Here is a 20,920-nt window from a genome sequence, read left to right on the forward strand (position 1 = left end):
GGCGGGGCCCGAGGGCCTACTCTCGGCGCTTGCCGGAGGTTCCCCGCACGTGCGGGGATGGCCCCCGTTAGGAGCAGTTTCTACTCGGCCCCCGCGTGCGCGGGGACGCTCTCCGCCGGTCAACGCGCCAATATCAACCCGCAGCTGTACGCCCGCGCGTGGCCCAGGCCGTTCGACAGGGAGGCCACCAGGGTTTCCGGGTCGGTGACCGTCAGGGTGCCGCGGATTTCCGCGCGGCCGATGCGGAGGGGTTTGGCGCGGTGGGTGCTGGACACCGTCGGCAGCATGCGGATGCCCAGGGTCTCCGGGTCCGCGGTGGCGCCGATGCGGGTGACGCCGTCCTCGGCGACCGAGGGCTCGCCGGCGGCCTGGAGGCGCCGTGCGAACCAGCGCTTCACGTGTTCCGGGGTGGTGTGGGCGGTACGGGTGCCGCGCACCTTCTCCGCGGGCGGGCGGCCCGACGGCCTGCTGCGTGTGGGGTTCACGACCGCGCGGAAGCCGAAGACCTCGCCCCGCTCGAAGGTGCGGTCGACGGTGATGATGTGCGGGGCCGTCGTCAACGCTTCGGGGGGGATGCGCGTCCAGTCGCCCGGGACCCGGGACTGGACGACCAGGACGAGGGCCCCCGCCTTCAGGTCCACCGACCAGGTGGACAGGACGCCCATCTGGGCGCGCGCCTCGGGTTCGCCGTCCTCGACCCAGCCCCGGAAGCCGCTCATCACCGTGCGGTGCATCTCCTGGGCGTCGACCAGGGACTTGGCGACCAGGGGGTGGCGGGCGTTCAGGGTGAGAACGGAGTGGGTGGCGACGAAGCGGGCCGTCGAGGCCCGGGTGCTCTTCACGGGATGATGTCCCATCCGGTTGCGGTCGGTGCGATGGTGATGCGCGTACGGGTCTCCCAGCGGGTGACATGGGCCCGCCGGCCCGGGTCGAAGCTGACCGGCTCGTCGTTGACCTGGAGCGCGCCCCGGGTGCCCGGCGCGGCCTGGATCCACGCCCAGGGACGCCGCCCCGAGGTGTCGGGCCCCTCGGGCCCGGGAAGCAGGATCTTGCCCGTGAACGCGGCGGCGATCGTGCCGGGCAGGATCTCTGCGGCCAGCGTGCCGGAGGGCGGGCAGGACTTCCGGCCGAGCCACAGCAGCCGCTTCGGGTGTTCGAGGGCGTGCGCGACCTCCTCCAGGAGCGCCCGGTCCTGATGCTGGAGTCCGACGACGAAGGCGGCGTCCGACAGGTACCAGCGCTCGGTGATCAGCGCCGTACGCGACAGCTCGGCCGATACGAGCGCCCCGGAGACGGGGTCGGCGGTGATCTTCTTCGGCGCCCCGTACCAGCCGGCCAGCTCGTGGTGTCCGAAGCCCTCGCCGTCGGCCGCCTCCATGCTCGCGGCGACGGCCGCGGCCCGCCGGTGGTCGGTGATGACGTCCCGGGGCCGCAGGGGAAACCGCCCGGCGCCGACCGTGTGGTAGTCGCGCACCGGGGTCCCCGGGTGGTCGGCGCGGACCCCGAAGGCGAGCGTGGCCAGGTCGTCCACGGGGTCGGTGCGTTCCCGGCCGAGGGCCGCCGCACACATGCCGATGACCGCCGACTTGGTGGGGCGGGCGTGCGTGTCGCGGTGCGAGAACCGGGACGCCACTCCCCAGGACTGGAGCGGCGCGGCAAGCCGTACAAGCAGGACGTGCGGGGTCACGCCGTCAGCTCCTCGGCCGAGGCGACGGCCAGGGCGCCGGTGTCCTCGAGCGTGCCGAGGAGTTCCTCGATGCGCGGGTCGTAGGTGAGGACGCGGCCGGTCCTGATGTCGGGGCGGCGGCGGCTGACGAACGCGTGGTGCTTCAGCAGCCGCCGCACCGCGGCCGGTCCCGCGGGGCCCTCGCCGTCCTTGTCCACGGGGTTCTCGTCAATGGGGGCCTGGAAGGCGGCCGCGTAGTTGTAGGGGCGCTCGCCCTCGAAGGCGAGGACGAGTGCGGGCAGCGAGCCCGTGGAGGCGGTCGAGTTCTTCTTCGCCTCCGGGAAGGCGTCGACGAAGGCCGTGACGAATTCGGCCTCGGCCGCGACGGACGCCTCCTCCGCCTCCTCCGCGGTCATCCCGGCGGCGCGGAGGTTGTTGCGCAGCTTCACGCGGTCGAGGACGGCGTGCCGGTAAAAGGTGCCGGTGATGAGGGACTGGTAGCCGGTCATGCCCGCTCCGGCGTCGTCCGCCGCGTCGAGGAAGTCCAGCGCGTTGGCCTTGCGGTCCAGCTTCGCGTCGTCGGCCGCCGCATAGAAGTCGTCCACCTGCTCCGCCTCGTGCACCGTGAAGGCGTGGCTGCTCTGTACCGCGCCGTCGACGTTCGGGGAGTCCGCGATCTCGGCGAGGAAGCGTCCGTACAGGGCGATGTCGACGGCGTCGCGCGGGGCGAGCGCGGTGAGGACCGCCGCCCTGGTCGCGCCCGGCAGCGCCGGCAGCTTGGCGTCGGCCGCCGGGGTGTCCGCGCCCTCGGCCGGCTCGTCCTGGACGGCTCCCTTGCGGGCGCCCTTCTTCGCCTTGGCCCTGGCCGCCGCGGTCTGCGCCGCCACGTACTCCTCGGTCCAGGGCCGGAGGGCCCCGGCCTGCTCCTCGATGTGGGCGGCGATGCGCGTGCCCGCGTCCTCGGGGGCGAAGAGGAGCACCTTCGTCAGGTTGGCGACGGTCTTCTTGGCGGGGTCCCCGAACTTCAGCCCGGTGGCCTCGATGACGGCGCGGGCGGTACGGATGGCCTCGTCCCACTCCCAGCCGTGCGCGGAAACGAGGGCGCGCGCGGTGGTGAGCGCCCACTCACGGGTCCGGACACCGGTGCGGTGGCCGGCCAGGGCGCCGACGCCCGCGTTGGCCCGGTTGCGGGTGTGGACGCGTTCGGCCCTGCGTCGCGCCTGACTCGTGATCATGTGGCGTTCGTAACCGCCGTACACGATCGACTTGGGCGCCCCGTTCTCGTCGCGTACGGGCAGGACGGCCACCAGGGTCTCCAGCAGGTGCAGGGAGAGGAACTGGCTGCCGGAGGATGCGGCGTTGCTGGTCATGCGAGGGAGCCCTTCTCGGGGTCGGCGGCGGCAGTCGGCGGGGCGGTCCGGGCGGGCGGCATGTGGAAGGCGGCGCCCCACTCGTACGAGATGCGGGCCTTGCGGTCGTGCCAGAGGCAGAGGTCGTCCACGAGCCGCGCCCAGGACGGCGGATGCCGGTCGCAGGAGCGCAGCCGTGCGACGGCGTGCTGCAGATGACGCCATGGGATACGGCGGCTGGACACGATGCGGTCCACCAGACGGGCCGCGCCGGGATCGTCGGGCCCGTGCAGGGCTCCGCCGCCGATACGGCGGGCCGCTTCGCCGAGACTGCCGTACCCGAAATCGGGCTTCCCACGCCCCTGGTGGTATACCGCGAACAGGAAGGCGACCTGGCCGTAGATCTCTCGCTGGGCCTCGGTCGGGCTGTACCAGAGGGCTCGGAAGTGGGGTTCGCGCTGGACGCGGGGGCGTCGCAGTTCGGCGAGGCTCGCGTAGTCGTTGTTGTGGACCAGGCTGGCGAGCCAGGCCGTGAGCGCGGCGCTGCTCTCGCTGGTGCGGGCGTCGGCGCCCGTGCGGGTGGTCATGACGTGGTTCCCCCTCGGATCTCGGCCGGGGCCTTCGGTGCGCTCATCTCGGCGTCGAACCTCCTCAGCGCGGCTGCCCGGGTCTTCGCCCCCTGCGCGTTCCTGGGCAGCGCGTCGAGGCGTTCGGCGAGGAACCGGCGGGCGGCGGCGGTGACGGTGGCCGCGTACTCGTACAAGGAGGCGTGGACGTCCTCGCCGAGCGTCGTCTCCTCCATCAGCAGGTCGAACGGCTCCAGGGTCGCCGCCCAGTGCTGGGCGCGGGCGTCGAAGCGGTCGATCTGGGCGGCCTTGTCGGCCGGTTTGGGGTTCGGGTACGCCACGGTCCAGGCCGCGTACGCCGCCTTGGACAGGGCGGACGCCACGTACTCGGCGATCTCCGAACCTCCTCGGGAGGCCGTATACAGCCTGGCTTCGAGGCCGGGGGCGAACGGGAAGACGCCGTCGACCCAGGCGATGGCCGTGGTCTGCCTGGCCACCAGCCCGACCGCCCAGAGGTCGATGCGCCGGGCGGGCTGCTGTCCGGGCTCGGGGGCGACGTCCTGGGCCGGAAAGAGCGCGAGCCGCCGGTACAGGGTGCCCCCGTCGTTGCCGCCCACCGGGTGCGACCGCGCTTCGGCCACGGCGGCGTAGAGGGCGTGCGCCTCCCGCCAGACGGCCCGGGTGGCGGAGGCCCACAGCGGCTTCCTGGTGCCGTCCGCCCTCTTCGCGTACACGGCGTCCTGCCGGTGCTCGTCGCTCAGTGCGAGCAGTTCGCCGGCCCCGAGAAGCACCCGGTCCACGTGGTCCCCGGTACGGGTCGGGCGGAGCAGGACCGACCGGCCGAGGGAGCTGTGCAGGTCGGCCGGACCGGTCACCGCCCGGCCGCTCGGCTTGGCCGTGAACCCCCGCCGCTCCTTGCCCGCGGTCCACGTGCGGTTCAGTTCGCCGGGCGGACCGGGGACCGGGGCGAGGTTGAGGCGCAGCGTCTCACCGAGGGTGCCCCCGAGCGCGACCACGCGGATCCGGCTGCCGAGACGGGTGGCGGCGAGGTTGGTGAGGGTGGCCCCGAGCGTCTCCTTGCCCGAGATCCGGGCGCGCCCGGCCGGGCCGTACACGTGCTGGGTGAGCATGGCCCGGAACGCCTCGGCGGCCGGAAGCGGATCCGGGTGCTCCAGATGGTGGTGGTCGAAGAACTGGTTGTAGTCGCCCACCCGCTCGATCACCAGCTGGGCGGGACCCGCCCCGTGCTCATCGATGAACGGGGCCAGCAGGGAGTTCTGTCCCAGGGGCTCCTCGGGGTGGAACAGATCCCAGACCTCGTCCTCCGGGCGCTGGGTGAGCCAGTCGGCAGCGGGCCGGAGCGCGTCCTTCCGGTCCACCCAGGCGGGCCACCGTGCGGCCGACTCCGGATACGTACCGGAGGCGTAGCAGATGGCCAGCAGGTACTCGATGACGGCGACCCGCTCCCCCGGCGTGCCGCCTTCCACACTCCGCAGGCCGTCGGCATCGTGGAACAGCTCCACCAGATTCAGCTCCACGAGCCGGCCGTCCAGGGTGAGGACCCGGACGCAGGGGGATTCCCGGGGGTCCCATCGGGGCCGTAAGCCCTCACCGGGCAAGGCACTTGATCCAGCCACGCTCCACCGTTTCTCATTGCTCTTAACGGTTGCCTGCTCGAACGGCACAGGACGCTAGCAACCGGGCGCCTGCGGGGCGGCGGCATTGGCATATCTCCAACGAGCTTCGACAAAGAGCCAGTTGGCGACGGAGCGCGGCTGTACGATGCCGTGGCCGAGATGGCCCGTACGGGACGAGGAACCCGTTCCCCGCGGTGATGGACTCCCGCGTGCGCGGGGATGTCCCGAAGGCCGAAGACCTGCTGGACACGTTCAACGACTGCTCCCCGCACGCGCGGGGCCCTCACCCCGGCAGCAAACTCCCCCGCCGCCCCAGCAGGAACCGCTTGAACGCCGCCACCGGGGCCGTGTCCGGGTGCCCGTCCAGCCAGGCCACCCCGATCTCGCGCACCGCCCTCGGTGCCGTCACCGTCAGTTCCACCACCCCGGGGCGGGCCACCGCCGGAGGGGGCAGCAGGGCCACGCCCAGGCCCGCCGCCACCAGGCCGCGCAGGGTCTCCGCCTCCTCGCCCTCGAAGGCGACGCGGGGGACGAAGCCCGCCGCCGCGCAGAGGTCGTCCGTGATGCGGCGGAGGCCGTAGCCGGGTTCGAGGGTGACGAAGGTTTCGTCGGCGGCTTCGGCGAGGCGGATGCGGCGGCGGGTGGCGAGGGGGTGGTCGTCGGGGACGACCAGGCGGAGGCGTTGTTCGTCGAGGCGGCGGGTGACCAGGTCGGGGGCGTCCGGGACCGGGGAGGTGAGGCAGAGGTCGAGGCCGCCGGCGCGGAGGCGTTCGATCATGGCCTCGCCGTAGTTCTGGACGAGCTGGAAGCGGACCCGGGGGTGGTCGGCCCGGAAGGCGCGGATGAGGGCCGGGACGGTTTCTGAGCCCATCGTGTGGAGGAAGCCGAAGGCCACCTTGCCCGCGGTGGGATCGGCGTCGGCGCGTACCGAGTCGGCGGCCTTCTCCACCTCGGCGAGGGCGCGTTCGGCCGAGCCGAGGAAGGTCCGGCCGGCCGGGGTCAGCGAGACCGTGCGGCCCTTGCGCGCGAACAGGGCGACGCCCAGGTCGTCCTCCAGCCGCACCATCGCGCGCGAGAGCGTGGACTGCGGGACGCCCAGCTCCTGCGCGGCGCGGGTCACGTGCTCGTGGCGGGCGACCGCCTCGAAGTACGCGAGGCGGGGCGCGAGGACCGCGCGGATGTCTTCTTCGTAACTGCCCGGTGACAGCCGGGGCCGTGAGCTGTGTTGATGCACCATGGGATTGATTATTGGCTGTTTGTGCATTGGACGCATGAATCGCCCGCGGCATACGTTCCTTGCATGCCTCCTGCCAGTACCGGGGCGTCCACCCTCACCGTGGCCGCCTCGACCCCGTCGTCCCCCGTCACCGACACCACCGACCGGCTCGAACCCGGGCGCCTCGGCTACCGCCGGATGAGCTTCGCCCTCTTCGCTGCCGGTGTCGCGACCTTCGCGCTCCTCTACTCCACGCAGGCGCTGCTGCCCGCCGTCTCCGCGTCCTTCGGCGCGACGGCCGGGCAGGCGAGCTGGACGGTGTCCGCCGCGACCGGGGCGCTGGCGCTGTGCGTCCTGCCGCTGAGCGCGCTGTCCGAGCGGTTCGGGCGGCGGCAGATGATGACCGCCTCGCTGGTGATCGCGGTGACGGTCGGGCTGTTCGTCCCGTTCGCCCCCTCGCTGGGCTGGCTGATCGCGCTGCGCGCGGTCCAGGGCGCCGCGCTCGCCGGACTGCCCGCGTCCGCGATGGCGTACCTGGCGGAGGAGGTGCGGCCCAAGGCGCTCGTCGCCGCGATCGGGCTGTTCGTGGCCGGGAACAGCATCGGCGGGATGAGCGGCCGCATCCTCACCGGCTGGGTCGCCCAGCTGTGGGGCTGGCGGGCGGCGCTCGGCGCGGTCGGGCTGCTGGCCGTGGCCTGCGCGGTCGTCTTCCACTTCATGATCCCGCGCGCCCGCCACTTCACCCCGGGCACGCTGAACCCCAAGGCGCTCGCGCGTACGGTCGGTTCGCACCTCGCCAACCCGCTGCTGCGGCGGCTGTACGCGATCGGCGCGCTGTTCATGACGGTGTTCGGCGCCGTGTACACGGTCATCGGATACCGGCTCGTGGAGGCCCCGTTCAACCTGCCGCAGGGCATCGTGGGCTCGATCTTCCTGGTGTACCTGGTCGGCACGGTCTCCTCCGCCGCAGCCGGACGGCTGGTCGCCCGGCTGGGGCGGCGGGGCGCGCTGTACCTCGCCGTCTCGACCACGGCCGCCGGATTGCTGCTCTCGCTGGGCGACGCACTGGCCGCGGTGCTCCTGGGCCTGGTGCTGATCACGGCCGGGTTCTTCGCCGGGCACGCGGTCGCCTCGTCCTCGGTGAGCCGTACGGCGACGACGGGCCGCGCCCAGGCGTCGGCGCTGTACCAGTCGGCGTACTACCTCGGCTCCAGCGCGGGCGGCACGCTCGGCGCGGTGGCCTTCCACACCGGCGGCTGGGCGGGCACGGTGACGCTGGGACTGCTCGCGGTCCTCGGAGTCGTGTCCATCACGCTGTACGGGACGCGGGCCGCCCGCGCCGAACGGCTGCGGCCCGGCGCGGTGGCGCCCGTACAGAACTGAGACATTCGGCGCACAACCTGTCGCTCCCCTTCGCGCATCTAGCAGGCGGAATCACCGCAGTGCGCGCGAAGGGGAGTTGGCGTACATGGGAGTCAGGAAGAGCATGCGGAACATACGGGGCATTACGGGCGTACGGGCGCGGCGGGGGCTCGTCCTGTCCGTCGCGGGGCTGACCGCGATACCGGCGTTCGTCCTCGGCACGGGCACCGCCGCGCAGGCGGCGTCCTGCACGACGTCCACGGGCCCGTACCAGAAGCAGGTGGAGAAGTACCTGCACCTGAAGGTGGACGGCAGGCAGTCGGCGGCCGACTGCAAGAAGATCCGGTCGTTCCAGAGCACTTACGGGGTCACCCCGACCATCGGTTACGCGGGGCCGGTCACCTGGCGCACGATGCAGACGCTCACCGCGCAGAAGGCGGCCGGCAAGAACCCGAACAAGGCCGGGAAGTGCCCGACCAACAAGGGGCGCATCGCCTGCGTCGACCTGACGCGGCAGATCAGCTGGATCCAGGACGGCAAGAAGCTGAAGTTCGGGCCGGTGCCGGTGCGGACGGGGCGGGACAAGTACGAGACGCGGACGGGCGCCAAGAAGATCTACTGGCGCCACAAGAACCACGTGTCCTCGATCTACCACGTGTCCATGCCGTACTCGCAGTTCTTCGACGGCGGGCAGGCGTTCCACGCGGTCGGCGTGAAGATGTGGAACCCGCCGGGTTCGCACGGCTGCGTCAACATGCGCACCTCGGACGCGAAGTCATACTGGAATTTGTTGAAGAACGGCGACGACGTCTACGTGTACGGCCGCAAGCCGGGGACCTGACGGCTGCCGCTCGCCCGCCCCGTTGTCAGTGCCCCGCTGTAGCTTCCGAAGTACTGGACGGAGCGAGCGGTCGCACGGCACGACAGGGTGGATCGGCGATGAGTGAAGTGACAGCGGCGGGCCCCGGCGCGGAAGCCGGGGTGCCGGGCGACATCGACAGCCGCCTGGAAGGGCACCGGGTCGAGCTGACCGGTTACTGCTACCGGATGCTCGGCTCGGCGTTCGAGGCGGAGGACGCGGTCCAGGAGACGCTGGTGCGGGCCTGGCGGAGCTTCGACAAGTTCGAGGGCCGGTCCTCGCTGCGGTCCTGGCTGTACCGCATCGCCACCAACGTCTGCCTCGACATGCTGAACGCGGGCAAGCGGCGGGCCCGGCCGGTCGATCTGACCGGGCCGACGCCGCTCGCGCAGGCCGCGCTCAATCCGCTGCCGGAGAACACCTGGCTGGAGCCGATGCCGGACGGCCGGATCATTCCGACGACCGACGACCCGGCGGAGGCGGCGGTGGCGCGCGAGTCGGTGCGCCTGGCGTTCGTCGCGGCGCTCCAGCACCTGCCGCCGAAGCAGCGCGCGGTGCTCATCCTGCGCGAGGTGCTGGCCTGGAAGGCCGCGGAGGTCGCGGAGCTGCTCGGCACCTCCGTCGCCTCGGTCAACAGCGCCCTCCAGCGGGCCCGGGCGACCCTGACCGACCACGAGTCCGTGGCGGCCGACGCGGCGGACCCCCTGGACTCGGAGCAGACCGCCCTGCTGGAACGGTACGTGGCGGCGTTCGAGGGCTACGACATGCAGGCGCTGACCGCGCTCCTCCACGAGGACGCGGTGATGACGATGCCGCCGTTCGACCTCTGGCTCCGGGGCCACGACGACATCACCGGCTTCATGACGTCCCTGGGCGCGGGCTGCGCCGGCTCCCGCCTCCTCGCGACCACCGCCAACGGCTCCCCGGCGTTCGCCCACTACAAGCCCGACCCGGAGGGCCCGGGCTTCCTCCCCTGGGCGGTCCAGGTCATCGACATCAAGAACGGCACGATCACGGGCCTGCACTGCTTCCTGGACGCGCCGCGGTGGTTCCCGTTGTTCGGCTTCCCGGACAGGCTGGAGGCGGTCGCGGCGTGAGGCGGCGCGTGGTGCGGGGCCTGGCCGTGGGCTGGGTGGTGCTCGCGGGGGCCGGCTGGGCGGCCGCCCAGTGGCTCGGCGAGCCGGCGGCGACTTCGGGGCCGGCCCCGGTGACCCCGCCCTCATCGGCGGCCGAGCCGGGTCCCCAGCCGGAGTCGGACTGCGCGCAGGCGATGCGGGCGACGCCGCGCGCGACGGCACTACGGACAACACCGAAGGGGACGGGCTCCGGCGAGGGCCGTTCCCGGCTGTTCACCTGCGATTACGCGGTGGGGGAGCGCTGACGGGCGCCTGCTCCGCCCGTCCGCTCATCGGACGGGCGGGACCACGGCGAACGCCTGGGTCAAGGCACTGGGACAACCCGCCGAATTCCGTTCGGAACGCGCGCGTCAGCGTCCGTAGGTGAGGCAGTCCCCCAGTCCCACCAGTTCCAGCAGCGCCCGTAGTTCCGGGGGCGTGCCGCGCAGGGGCAGCTCGGGGATGCCTGTTCTGCGGGCGGTCAGGGTGAGGCGGGCGATCGCCTCGACCGCGGTCAGGTCCGGGTGGACGACGCCGCTCAGGTCGCAGTACACCGTGGCGGGGTCCGGGGACCTGGCCAGGAGGAGTTCCAGCTCGGCGCAGAGGCGGGGGACGGCGTCGCGCGTGATGCGGCCGGTTACGACGAGCGCGGCCGGGGGCGGGGCTGACGAGGCTTCCATACCCTGGCAGACCGGAGGGCGCCCCGGAATTCACCGCGTCGAGGCGGCCCCTCTCAGCTGACCGGGAAGATGCCCGTGTCCAGGTCCAGCCCGAACGGGTCGGGCAGGGTCAGCTTGTCGCCGTACTCGACCGTGGCCAGCTGGCGGTACGTACCGTCCTCGGGCTCCCCGTACAGCGTGGCGGTGGGGCGGCCCGAGTGCCAGGGGTCCAGCAGGAGGAAGAGCGCGACGCCCGCCTTCGCGTAGCCGCGCACCTTGCCGATGCGGTCGTGGTTGGCGTTGTGCTGCGAGGTGATCTCGACGACCAGCAGCGCTTCCTCGGCGGGGACGCGGTTGCCCGGTCCGCTCGCCACGGCTCTCGGGACGACCACGAGGTCGGGGATGTAGAGCCCGGCCCTGCCGGGGACCGAGACCCCGAGGGTCTGGTAGATCCCCCAGTCCTCCGGAATCACGGAATAGAGCCTGCGCTGGAGCAGCTCGGCAGTGGTGTTGTGGTCCTTGGACGGCGGCGGCGACACAGTGACGATCCCCTCGATGATCTCCACCTTGCAGCCCTCCGGCGCGTCCGTCTCCTCCCAGATCCGGACGAGGTCGTCCCACTCCTGGCCCTGTCCCGGGCCCGGCGCGGGTTCGACGGTGAGTGCGCTCATGGCGGTCTCTCCTCGTATTGGTGCGTCACCGAGTCCAGCATGCCGAACGGGACCGGGGGCGGTCCACCGGTCCCGTTCACCCGTACGAGGAAGCCGCAGGTCAGGCAATACGTTCCCGCACCACCGGGGTCGCCGTGAACGCCGTGCCCGCGGGCTCGATGTCGTACGCGTCCGGGAGCGCCTTCAGGGCGTAGTCGAACTTCTCCGGGGTGTCCGTGTGCAGCGTCAGCAGCGGCTGGCCGTCGGTGATCTCGTCGCCGGGCTTGGCGTGGAGCTCGATGCCCGCGCCGGCCTGGACCGGGTCCTCCTTGCGGGCGCGGCCCGCGCCGAGGCGCCAGGCGGCGACGCCGATGTCGTAGGCGTCCAGGCGGGTCAGGACGCCGGAGGAGGACGCCTTGATGACGTGCTGTTCGCGGGCGACCGGGAGCGCGGCGTCCGGGTCGCCGCCCTGCGCGGAGATCATGCGGCGCCAGACGTCCATCGCGGAGCCGTCCTGGAGGGCCTTTTCCGGGTCGGCGTCCTTGAGTCCGGCCGCGTCCAGCATCTCGCGGGCCAGGGCCAGCGTGAGGTCGATGACGTCCTTCGGGCCGCCGCCGGCCAGGACCTCGACGGACTCGCGGACCTCCAGGGCGTTCCCGGCGGTGAGGCCGAGCGGGGTGGACATGTCGGTGAGCAGGGCGACCGTGCGGACGCCGCTGTCGGTGCCGAGGGCGACCATGGTGGAGGCCAGCTCGCGGGCGTCGTCCAGGGTCTTCATGAAGGCGCCGGAGCCGACCTTGACGTCCAGGACCAGGGCGCCCGTGCCCTCCGCGATCTTCTTGGACATGATCGAGCTGGCGATGAGCGGGATCGCCTCGACGGTGCCGGTGACGTCGCGCAGCGCGTACAGCTTCTTGTCGGCGGGGGCCAGACCGTCGCCCGCCGCGCAGATGACCGCGCCGGTGGTGTCCAGGACGTCCAGCATCTCCGCGTTCGAGAGGCGGGCGCGCCAGCCGGGGATGGACTCCAGCTTGTCGAGGGTGCCGCCGGTGTGGCCGAGGCCCCGGCCGCTGAGCTGGGGGACGGCCGCGCCGCAGGCGGCGACCAGCGGGGCGAGCGGCAGGGTGATCTTGTCGCCGACGCCGCCGGTGGAGTGCTTGTCCGTGGTGGGGCGGGAGAGACTGTCGAAGTTCATCCGCTCGCCGGAGGCGATCATCGCGGCGGTCCAGCGGGCGATCTCCGTACGGTTCATGCCGTTCAGCAGGATCGCCATGGCCAGCGCGGACATCTGCTCGTCGGCGACCTCGCCGCGGGTGTACGCGTCGATGACCCAGTCGATCTGCTCGGGGGTCAGCTCGCCTCGGTCCCGCTTGGTGCGGATGACGGAGATGGCGTCCATGGTCTGGCGTCCTTCCGGCCGGTACGTACAAACGCGTTGGGTCCCGCTGACTCTACGCGCATAGAGGGAGAAAGAGGCGCCGGGTGGGCCCGTTGTGCGGGCCCACCCGGCGGGGAACGGTCAGCCCAGGTGCGAGGGGCCGAACGCCTGGGGCAGCATCTCGTCCAGGGTGCGGAAGCCGTCCGGGGTCTCCAGGATCAGTTCCGGGCCGCCGAACTCGTAGAGCAGCTGCCGGCACCGGCCGCACGGGACGAGGCTCTCGCCCGCGCCGTCGACGCAGGTGAAGTGGGTCAGCCGGCCGCCGCCCGTGGCGTGCAGCTGGGAGACCAGGCCGCACTCGGCGCAGAGCCCGATCCCGTACGAGGCGTTCTCGACGTTGCAGCCGGTGATCGTACGGCCGTCGTCCACCCGGGCGGCGACGCCGACCGGGTAGCCGGAGTACGGGGCGTACGCCCGGGACATGGCGTCCCGGGCCGCGGCCCGCAGGGCCTCCCAGTCGGCCTCGGTGAAGGGCGGGGGCGTCACTTGCCCTGGCCCTTGCGGTAGCGCATGCCGTCCGCCTTCGGCATCCGCAGCCGCTGCGCCGAGAGCGAGAGGACGAGCAGCGTGACGATGTACGGCGTGGCGCTGACGAACTCGGTGGGCACGCTGTCCGTGCCGAGGTACCAGACCAGGACCACGGCGGCGATGACGGCGCTGACGACGCCCTGCGTCCAGCTCTTGCGGTAGAGCTTCCACGCGGCGATGCCGACGAGCACCACGAACAGCAGCAGGAGCAGCGCGTGCACGGACTCGCCGCCGTTGCGCAGCTGGAGCGCGTCGGCGAAGCCGAACAGGCCCGCGCCCATGGCGAGTCCGCCGGGGCGCCAGTTGCCGAAGATCATCGCGGCGAGACCGATGTAACCGCGTCCGCCGGTCTGGCCCTCGTTGTAGATGTGCGAGGTGACCAAGGAGAGGAAGGCACCGCCGAGCCCGGCGAGCCCGCCGGAGACGATCACCGCGACGTACTTGTACGTGTAGACGTTGACGCCCAGCGATTCGGCGGCGACCGGGTTCTCGCCGCAGGAGCGCAGGCGCAGGCCGAACGCCGTCTTCCACAGGACGAAGAAGGTCCCGATGAAGAGCACGACGGCGAGGATCGTCAGCAGCGAGAGGTTGGTGACGAGGCCGCCGAGGATGCCGGCCAGGTCGGAGACGAAGAACCAGTGGTGCTTCTCGATGGAGCGCAGTCCGTCGGAGAGGCCGGGGATCGTCACCGAGGTGATGTCGTCGGCCGGCGGGGACTGCTTCGGGGAGCCGCCCTTGGCCGCCGCCTCGCCGCTGTTGAACCACAGCTTGGCGAAGTAGGTGGTGAAGCCGAGCGCCAGGATGTTGATCGCGATGCCGGAGATGATGTGGTCGACGCCGAAGGTGATGGTCGCGACCGCGTGCAGCAGGCCGCCGAGCATGCCGCCGATGACACCGGCGAGGACGCCGAGCCAGGGGCTGGTCTGCCAGCCGGCCCAGGCACCGAAGAAGGTGCCGAGGATCATCATGCCTTCGAGGCCGATGTTGACCACACCGGCCCGTTCGGACCACAGACCGCCGAGACCGGCGAGGCCGATCGGCACGGCCATGGCGAGCGCGGCGCTGATCTGGCCGGCCGAGGTGACGTCCTGGGCGCCGGTGATGGCGCGCACGGCGGACAGCGCGAGCAGGACGCCCGCGATGATCAGCAGGATGACGGGGAAGGACAGGCGGGAACGCCCGCTCTTGCCGCCGGAGACCTTGGGGGCCGCCGGGGGCGGGGTGGAAGTCGCCGTGACGGTCACGCCGACACCTCCTGCTGGTCGGAGTTACGGGCGGCCTGTGCGGCGAGTTCCGCGCCGACCTTGCTCTGCTGGCGCTTGAGTCCGTAGCGGCGGACGACTTCGTACGCGATGACGACGCACAGGACGATGACGCCCTGGATCACGCCGACGATCTCCTTGTCGTACCCCTCGAACTCCAGCTTTCCGGTGCCGCGCTCCAGGAAGCCCCAGAGCAGCGCGCCGAGCGCGATGCCGATGGGGTGGTTGCGGCCGAGGAGGGCGATGGCGATGCCGGTGAAGCCGATGCCGATGGGGAAGTCGCCGCTGAACTCGTGGCTGTCGTTGAGCAGCGTCGGCATGCCGATGAGGCCGGCGACGGCGCCCGAGATGAGCATCGAGGTGATGACCATGCGGCGGACGTTGACCCCGCTGGCCTCGGCGGCGGAGCCGGACTGGCCGACGGTGCGCAGGTCGAAGCCGAAGCGGGTGCGGGACAGCGTGAACCAGTACGCGATGCCGGCGGCGACGGCGACGACGATGAAGCCCCAGACGGGGGTCGGCGTCGTCGGGAACTCGAAGAAGTGCGAGGACTCCGGGAGCGGCTTGGTGGAGATCTTGGTGCCGGCCTCGTCGAGGTGGCCGAGGCGGTTCTGCTGGAGCAGGTAGCCGATGACCGCGGTCGCGATGGAGTTCAGCATGATCGTGGAGACGACCTCGCTGACGCCCCGGGTGACCTTGAGCAGACCGGCGATGCCGGCCCACATGGCGCCGACGATCATCGCGGTGAGGATGATCAGCGGGATCTGGAGGGCGCCCGGCAGGGTCAGCGCGCCGCCGAGCGCGGCGGCGAAGAAGGCGGCGAGGCGGTACTGCCCGTCGACGCCGATGTTGAAGAGGTTCATCCGGAAGCCGACGGCCACCGCGAGACCCGCGAGGTAGTACGTCGTCGCCTTGTTGAGGATGTAGACCTGGCTGTCCGACTTCAGGCCGTAGTCGAACATGATGCCGAAGGCGTTGAACGGCTCCTTGCCGGTGGCGGCGAGCACGAGTGCCGTCACCAGGAAGGCGACCACGATCGCGAGTACGGGGGCCGCGATCCCCAGGAGCAGCCGCTCCTTGTCGATCTTCTTCATCGGTCCTCTCCCCCTTCGCGGGGGTCGGTGTCGTCGTCCGTGGCGGGCGCGGCGGGCGCCTCGCCCTCCTCCGGCGCTTCCAGGTGGCCGCTGGCCGCGCCGGTCATCGCCGAGCCCAGCTCCTCGGGGGTGATGGCCGCGGGGTCGGCGTCCGCGACCAGGCGGCCGCGGTACATGACGCGCAGGGTGTCGGAGAGCCCGATCAGCTCGTCCAGGTCGGCGGAGATCAGCAGAACGGCCAGGCCCTCGCTCCGGGCCTCGCGGATCTGGTCCCAGATCTGGGCCTGGGCGCCGACGTCCACGCCCCGGGTGGGGTGCGCGGCGATCAGGAGCTTGGGCGCGTGGCTCATCTCGCGGCCGACGATCAGCTTCTGCTGGTTGCCGCCGGAGAGGGAGGCCGCGGTGACGTCGATCCCGGGGGTGCGGACGTCGTACTCGCGCACGATGCGCTCGGTGTCGGTGCGGGCGGCCTTGATGTCGAGGAAGGCGCCCCGGCTGTTGGGCCGCTCGGTGACGTGGCCGAGGATGCGGTTCTCCCAGAGCGGGGCCTCCAGCAGGAGCCCGTGCCGGTGGCGGTCCTCGGGGATGACGGCCATGCCGCCCTCGCGGCGCTTGCGGGTCGGGGTGCGGGAGATGTCCGCGCCGTCCAGCGTGAGGGTGCCCGCGTCCGGGGTGCGCATGCCCATGATCGCGTCGACGAGTTCGGACTGGCCGTTGCCCTCCACACCGGCGATGCCCAGGACCTCGCCCTTGTGGATGGTGAAGGTGATGCCGTCGAGCACGGCGCGCACGGCGCCGTCCGGGTCGGTCGCGGTGAGCCGCAGGCCGTCCACGGTGAGCATGGGCGTGTCGGTGACCGTGGACTCGCGGGTCTCCGGGGAGGGGAGTTCGCTGCCGACCATGAGCTCGGCGAGCTGCTTGGTCGTGGTGTTCCGGGGGTCGGCGGTGCCCACGGTGGTGCCGCGCCGGATGACCGTGATCTCGTCGGCGACCGACAGGACCTCGCCCAGCTTGTGCGAGATGAAGATGACGGTCAGGCCCTCCGCCTTGAGCTCCCGCAGGTTGTCGAAGAGCGCGTCGACCTCCTGGGGCACGAGGACGGCGGTCGGCTCGTCGAGGATCAGCGTGCGGGCGCCCCGGTAGAGGACCTTGAGGATCTCCACGCGCTGCCGGTCGGCGACCCCGAGGTCCTCGACCATGGCGTCCGGGCGGACGCCGAGACCGTACGCGTCGGAGATCTCCCGGATCTTGGCGCGGGCCCGGTCCCCGATGCCGTACAGCTTCTCGGAGCCCAGGACGACGTTCTCCAGGACGGTGAGGTAGTCGGCGAGCATGAAGTGCTGGTGCACCATGCCGATGCCGCGGTCGATGGCGTCGCCCGGGTTGGCGAACACGGCCTGTTCGCCGTCCACCGCGATGGTGCCCTCGTCCGGCTTCTGCATGCCGTAAAGGATCTTCATCAGAGTGGACTTGCCGGCGCCGTTCTCCCCGACGAGGGCGTGGACGGTGCCGCGGCGCACGGTGATGTCGATGTCGTGGTTGGCCACGACCCCGGGGAACCGCTTGGTGATACCGCGGAGCTCCACGGCGTTGGGACTGCTGGACGCGTTGATGGCGCACTCTCCTTGGCAGGAGCGGAGGGCGGGGGCGGTGAGGACGGGAAGGCGGGGGGTGGAAAACGTATCGCGCCCGGCCGGTTCCAGTCCCGACGCTACGCGCGTAGCGTCGCCGAATCGTTGGCCACCTGATCACAGGTGGCCTCCACCCCGCCGGGGGTACGTGAATCGGGGCCCGGAACGGGCGGCCGAAGCCGCTCGCCGGGCCCCGATCGACGGTGGATCAGGTCGTGGTCTTGACCGTGATGGTGCCGTCGACGATCTTCTTCTTCGCCTCGTCGAGCTGGGTCTGGATGTCCTTGAGGTGGTCACCCGTGGGGGTCAGGCTGACGCCGCCCTTGGCCAGCGAGTACGTCTGCGTACCGGTGATCGGCTTGCCGTCCTTGACGGACTTGACCAGGTCGAAGACGCCGGAGTCGACGTTCTTGACGACCGAGGTCAGGATCGTGTCCGCGTACTTCGCCAGGGCCGGGTCCTTGGCCTGGTCGGAGTCGACGCCGATGGACCAGGCGCCCTTCTTGCCGGCGACGGCCTCGATCGAGCCGGCGCCCGAGCCGCCCGCGGCGGCGAAGATGACGTCGATGCCCTTGTCGAGCATGCCCTTGGCGGCGGCCTTGCCCTTGTCGGGGCTACCGAAGCCGGAGAGGTCCGAGCCGGTGGACAGGTACTGGATCTGCACCGTGGCCTTCGGCTTGGTGTCCAGGACGCCCTGGCGGAAGCCGGCCGCGAACTTCTTGATCAGCGGGAGGTCCACGCCGCCGATGAAGCCGACCTTGTCGTCCTTGGACTTCAGCGCCGCCGCGACACCGGCGAGGTAGGAGCCCTGCTCCTCGGTGAAGACGATGTTGTCGACGTTCTTGACGTCGGAGACCGAGTCGACCAGGCCGAAGGTGATCTTCGGGTACTTGGGCGCGATCTTGTCGACCGCCTCCTTGTACGCGAAGCCGATCGCGATGACCGGGTTGTAGCCGCCCTCGGCGAGCGACTGGAGGCGCTGGTCGCGGTCGGCCGAGCTCTCACCGGTCTTGGCGGTGAGCTCCTTCGTCTCGGCGCCGAACTCGGCCTTGGCCTTGTCCAGGCCGCGCGCGGCGGAGTCGTTGAACGAGTTGTCGCCACGGCCGCCGACGTCGTAGGCCATGCCGATCTTCATCTTGCCGTCGTCCGAGCCGCTGCTCTCGTCGGACGACTCGCCGCACGCGGTGGCGGTGAGTGCGAGGGCCGCGGTGACGGCGATCGCGGCGCTGATCTTGGATACCCGGCGCAAGGGGAGGCTCCTTCAAACCTGACCGAAGCGCCTCTTCCGGCGCTGGTTTCGCCGCGATCGTAACGCGCGTAGATGTCAGATAAAGACCTGTACGGAAGCCGTTATCGGATCGTCGCGAACGCACGCCGAACCCGGGGCGACGTGTCCGGTTACGGATGGTTGACGTGGAGCAACGCGGAGGCGGTGAAGAGCTCGACGCCGACCGTGATCGCTTCCTCGTCGGCGTCGAAATTGCCCCGGTGGAGGTCGAGCCCGCGGGTGTCGCCGGGGGTGCGGACCCCGAGGCGCGCCATGGCCCCCGGGACGTGCTCCAGGTACCAGGAGAAGTCCTCGCCGCCGAGGCTCTGCTCGGTGTCCTCGATCGCATACGGTCCGCGGCGCGCGGCCATCGCACCGGCCAGGAGGTCGGTCGCCGCGGCCTCGTTGACGACGGGCGGGACGCCCCGGACGTAGTTGATCACCGTCTTGGCGCGGTGCATGCCGGCCACCTCGTCGATCGCGGCGTGCACCAGGTCCGGCGCCTCGCGCCACGCCTTGAGGTCCAGGCAGCGGACCGTGCCGGAGAGCTCCGCGTGCTGCGGGATGACGTTGCAGGCGTGGCCCGTCTCCAGGCGCCCCCAGGTCAGGGCGAGCCCGGCCCGCGCGTCGGCCCGGCGGGCCAGCAGGGCGGGCACCTCGGTGGCGACCTTGGCGGCGGCGGTGACCAGGTCCGTGGTCAGGTGCGGGCGGGCGGTGTGGCCGCCGGGGCCGTCCAGGGTGACTTCGAGGCGGTCGCAGGCGGAGGTGATCGCGCCGACCCGGAGCCCGATCCGGCCGACGTCCACCTTCGGGTCGCAGTGGACGCCGATGATCCGGCCGACGCCGTCGAGGACCCCGGACTCGATCGTGTCGGGCGCCCCGCCGGGCAGCACCTCCTCGGCCGGCTGGAAGATCAGCCGCACCGGGTTGGGCAGCAGCCCCTGCCGGTCCAGTTCGGCGAGCACGAGGCCGGCACCGAGCACGGTGGTGGTGTGGACGTCGTGCCCGCAGGCGTGCGCCCGGTCGGGCACGGTGGAGCGATAGGGCACGCCGCTCTTGGTGTCCGGGATGGGCAGCGCGTCGATGTCCGCCCGGAGCGCGAGCATCGGCCGGGTGTCCTCCCCGCGCGTCCCGACGTCGCACATGAGCCCGGTGCCGGAGGCGAGCACCTTCGGCACGAGCCCGGCCCGTTCCAGCCGGGCCTTGATCGCCGCGGTGGTGCGGAACTCCTGGTTCCCCAGCTCGGGGTGCATGTGGAGGTCCCTGCGGAAGGCGATCAGCTCGGCGCGCAGGGCGTCGGGCAGCGTGCCGGGCAGGTTCGCACCCTGGGAGGGACCGGCTTCGGACTCGGGGCAGATCAACTGGCTCACCTTTTGAAGGGTAAGCCTGTTCCCTCCTCAACTGACCATGAAACAAGAAAACTTCAGCCACACAGGCGAATGTTTGGCCGCGTCTCGGCGTGTGGGACGCGCGCGGGATGGGTACACTCCGGCGCTCGTCCTGGGGTGGAGCGGCAGTCGGGCCGCGTGTACGCGCGCGGGCCCCGGCGCTCCCTCACGCCTCCCCCGTCACCGCCGTGACCCGCCAGGGTGCCAGGCGGTGGACGTCGCGGGCGGTCTCCGTGACGCCGGTCAGGAAGCCCTGGGCGCGGGGGGAGGCCGTTTCGTGGAGCCATTCCGGGGCGATGTCGCAGACCGCGACCTTCACTTCGGTGCCGGCCAGCGCGAGGGGCAGGGTGTGGACCACCGTGGAGGGGAAGCTCACGACCGTGCGGCCGATGGGGCCTCGGCGGGCGATGAGCTCCAGGGGGAGGTCGGGCCGGACGATCTCCAGGCCGGTGACCGCCTCCAGGGCGTGCAGCTTCTCGGTGGACTCGCGGCGGTGCGCGAAGTAGCGGGTGGCGCCGTGCGTACGGGCGAGGGCGGCGACCGCCTCCAGATAGCGGGACCGGTCCACCACGCCGGTCTCGACCAGCGAGGTGCCGACCAGGTCCGCGCCCCTGGTGAGCGACGGCGGCCCGAAGCGGGACCGGGTCCAGGAGAAGGTGTTCGGGATGAGGGTGACGCCCGGCGGCGGGATGACGGGCATGGCGGTGAACAGCTCGACCTCGCGCGCCGCCGACGGCGTGAAGCGGCGCCGCGCGGTGGACGTCACCGGGGCGAGGGCCAGCTCGCGCGGGCCGAGGCCGCCGCGCCGGTGCCAGCGCACCAGGCGCTCGCCCCGGGTGAGCTGGGCGACGAACTCCATGGTGGCGGTGCCGTCGTCCACCACGGTGAGGCGGCGGGGGCGGACCAGGGTGAGCAGCAGCTGCACGTAGCGCGAGAACGGGTCGCCGATGACGATGTGGTCGGCGTTGCGGACGAGCCGGGTGAGGGCGCGCAGCGACTTCAGGGGGGTGCCCGAGTCGCCGCGCGCCTCCTGCCAGCGCACGGTCATGCCCTCGTCGCGGGCCAGCTCCGCCATCCGGCGCAGCTGGCCGCGCGACATCGGGTCGACCGGGGGGAGGACGACGACGGTGACGTCCGTGAGGACGCGCCCGCCGCCCCCCTCGGTGACGGCCCACTCCAGGACGTTCAGGAGCTGGACCGGGCTCTCGACGAAGGCGAGGTTCACCGGCCGGC

Annotated in this window: 20 protein-coding genes; 4 read left to right on the forward strand and 16 right to left on the reverse strand. The window is 71.8% G+C overall.

The window, feature by feature from the left end; translation table 11 throughout:
• Positions 1-119 precede the first annotated feature (119 nt).
• From AB0L33_RS06555 to AB0L33_RS06580, 6 genes are all read right to left on the reverse strand, one after another.
• Positions 120-842 (reverse strand): type I-E CRISPR-associated protein Cas6/Cse3/CasE, encoded by a 723-nt coding sequence (locus AB0L33_RS06555; protein WP_365678292.1) that lies wholly within the window; start codon positions 840-842, stop codon positions 120-122.
• On the reverse strand, positions 839-1,687 hold the full coding sequence (cas5e, locus tag AB0L33_RS06560; RefSeq protein WP_365678294.1) for a type I-E CRISPR-associated protein Cas5/CasD: 849 nt from the start codon (positions 1,685-1,687) through the stop codon (positions 839-841). Before cas5e ends, AB0L33_RS06555 begins: the two co-directional genes overlap by 4 nt.
• On the reverse strand, positions 1,684-3,036 hold the full coding sequence (locus AB0L33_RS06565) for a type I-E CRISPR-associated protein Cas7/Cse4/CasC (protein WP_365678296.1): 1,353 nt from the start codon (positions 3,034-3,036) through the stop codon (positions 1,684-1,686). Before AB0L33_RS06565 ends, cas5e begins: the two co-directional genes overlap by 4 nt.
• The gene (gene casB / locus AB0L33_RS06570) at positions 3,033-3,602 is read right to left on the reverse strand and encodes a type I-E CRISPR-associated protein Cse2/CasB (protein ID WP_365678298.1); all 570 of its coding nucleotides are present in this window, start codon (positions 3,600-3,602) and stop codon (positions 3,033-3,035) included. Before casB ends, AB0L33_RS06565 begins: the two co-directional genes overlap by 4 nt.
• A complete protein-coding gene (locus AB0L33_RS06575) occupies positions 3,599-5,200 on the reverse strand; it encodes a type I-E CRISPR-associated protein Cse1/CasA (protein WP_365678673.1) in 1,602 nt (533 codons plus the stop codon). The genes casB and AB0L33_RS06575 overlap by 4 nt, the downstream gene beginning before the upstream one ends.
• Positions 5,201-5,501: 301 nt before the next feature.
• On the reverse strand, positions 5,502-6,455 hold the full coding sequence (locus AB0L33_RS06580; RefSeq protein WP_365678300.1) for a LysR family transcriptional regulator: 954 nt from the start codon (positions 6,453-6,455) through the stop codon (positions 5,502-5,504).
• A gap of 63 nt (positions 6,456-6,518) precedes the next feature.
• Between AB0L33_RS06580 and AB0L33_RS06585 the strand changes: the two genes are divergently transcribed.
• The 4 genes from AB0L33_RS06585 (at position 6,519) to AB0L33_RS06600 (ending at position 10,036) form a co-directional block, all read left to right on the forward strand.
• On the forward strand, positions 6,519-7,817 hold the full coding sequence (locus AB0L33_RS06585; protein ID WP_365678302.1) for an MFS transporter: 1,299 nt from the start codon (positions 6,519-6,521) through the stop codon (positions 7,815-7,817).
• Between the two features lie 103 nt (positions 7,818-7,920).
• Entirely contained in the window at positions 7,921-8,637 is a 717-nt protein-coding gene (locus AB0L33_RS06590; protein ID WP_365678304.1) for a L,D-transpeptidase, read from the forward strand.
• A gap of 98 nt (positions 8,638-8,735) precedes the next feature.
• Positions 8,736-9,752 (forward strand): sigma-70 family RNA polymerase sigma factor, encoded by a 1,017-nt coding sequence (locus AB0L33_RS06595; protein ID WP_365678306.1) that lies wholly within the window; start codon positions 8,736-8,738, stop codon positions 9,750-9,752.
• Positions 9,749-10,036: a hypothetical protein gene (locus AB0L33_RS06600; protein ID WP_365678308.1), complete on the forward strand. Its 288-nt coding sequence runs from the start codon at positions 9,749-9,751 to the stop codon at positions 10,034-10,036. Before AB0L33_RS06595 ends, AB0L33_RS06600 begins: the two co-directional genes overlap by 4 nt.
• Before the next feature lie 105 nt (positions 10,037-10,141).
• On the opposite strand, the gene AB0L33_RS06605 is transcribed toward AB0L33_RS06600, so the two are convergent.
• The 10 genes from AB0L33_RS06605 to AB0L33_RS06650 all read right to left on the reverse strand — a co-directional run bounded on the left by AB0L33_RS06605 (position 10,142) and on the right by AB0L33_RS06650 (position 20,912).
• Entirely contained in the window at positions 10,142-10,450 is a 309-nt protein-coding gene (locus AB0L33_RS06605; RefSeq protein WP_365678310.1) for an STAS domain-containing protein, read from the reverse strand.
• A gap of 53 nt (positions 10,451-10,503) precedes the next feature.
• Entirely contained in the window at positions 10,504-11,100 is a 597-nt protein-coding gene (locus tag AB0L33_RS06610; protein WP_365678312.1) for a Uma2 family endonuclease, read from the reverse strand.
• 100 nt (positions 11,101-11,200) lie between these two features.
• Complete coding sequence (locus tag AB0L33_RS06615) at positions 11,201-12,478, reverse strand: thymidine phosphorylase (RefSeq protein WP_365678314.1); 1,278 nt, start codon at positions 12,476-12,478, stop codon at positions 11,201-11,203.
• Between the two features lie 120 nt (positions 12,479-12,598).
• Positions 12,599-13,003 carry a cytidine deaminase gene (locus tag AB0L33_RS06620; protein WP_073964308.1) on the reverse strand — a complete coding sequence of 135 codons (405 nt, stop codon included), beginning with the start codon at positions 13,001-13,003 and terminating at the stop codon, positions 12,599-12,601.
• Positions 13,000-14,289, reverse strand: a complete 1,290-nt coding sequence (locus tag AB0L33_RS06625; RefSeq protein WP_365678316.1) for an ABC transporter permease — start codon at positions 14,287-14,289, stop codon at positions 13,000-13,002. Before AB0L33_RS06625 ends, AB0L33_RS06620 begins: the two co-directional genes overlap by 4 nt.
• The gene (locus AB0L33_RS06630) at positions 14,286-15,401 is read right to left on the reverse strand and encodes an ABC transporter permease (protein ID WP_365678318.1); all 1,116 of its coding nucleotides are present in this window, start codon (positions 15,399-15,401) and stop codon (positions 14,286-14,288) included. The genes AB0L33_RS06625 and AB0L33_RS06630 overlap by 4 nt, the downstream gene beginning before the upstream one ends.
• Entirely contained in the window at positions 15,398-16,987 is a 1,590-nt protein-coding gene (locus AB0L33_RS06635; protein ID WP_365678320.1) for an ABC transporter ATP-binding protein, read from the reverse strand. Before AB0L33_RS06635 ends, AB0L33_RS06630 begins: the two co-directional genes overlap by 4 nt.
• Positions 16,988-17,240: 253 nt before the next feature.
• Positions 17,241-18,281 (reverse strand): BMP family ABC transporter substrate-binding protein, encoded by a 1,041-nt coding sequence (locus AB0L33_RS06640; protein ID WP_143623497.1) that lies wholly within the window; start codon positions 18,279-18,281, stop codon positions 17,241-17,243.
• A gap of 149 nt (positions 18,282-18,430) precedes the next feature.
• The gene (locus AB0L33_RS06645; RefSeq protein ID WP_365678675.1) at positions 18,431-19,660 is read right to left on the reverse strand and encodes an amidohydrolase; all 1,230 of its coding nucleotides are present in this window, start codon (positions 19,658-19,660) and stop codon (positions 18,431-18,433) included.
• 193 nt (positions 19,661-19,853) lie between these two features.
• Entirely contained in the window at positions 19,854-20,912 is a 1,059-nt protein-coding gene (locus AB0L33_RS06650) for a hypothetical protein (protein ID WP_365678323.1), read from the reverse strand.
• Positions 20,913-20,920: the final 8 nt, after the last annotated feature.

Origin of the sequence: Streptomyces sp. NPDC052299 (assembly GCF_040679335.1) — a bacterium.
Taxonomy (GTDB): Bacteria; Actinomycetota; Actinomycetes; order Streptomycetales; family Streptomycetaceae; genus Streptomyces.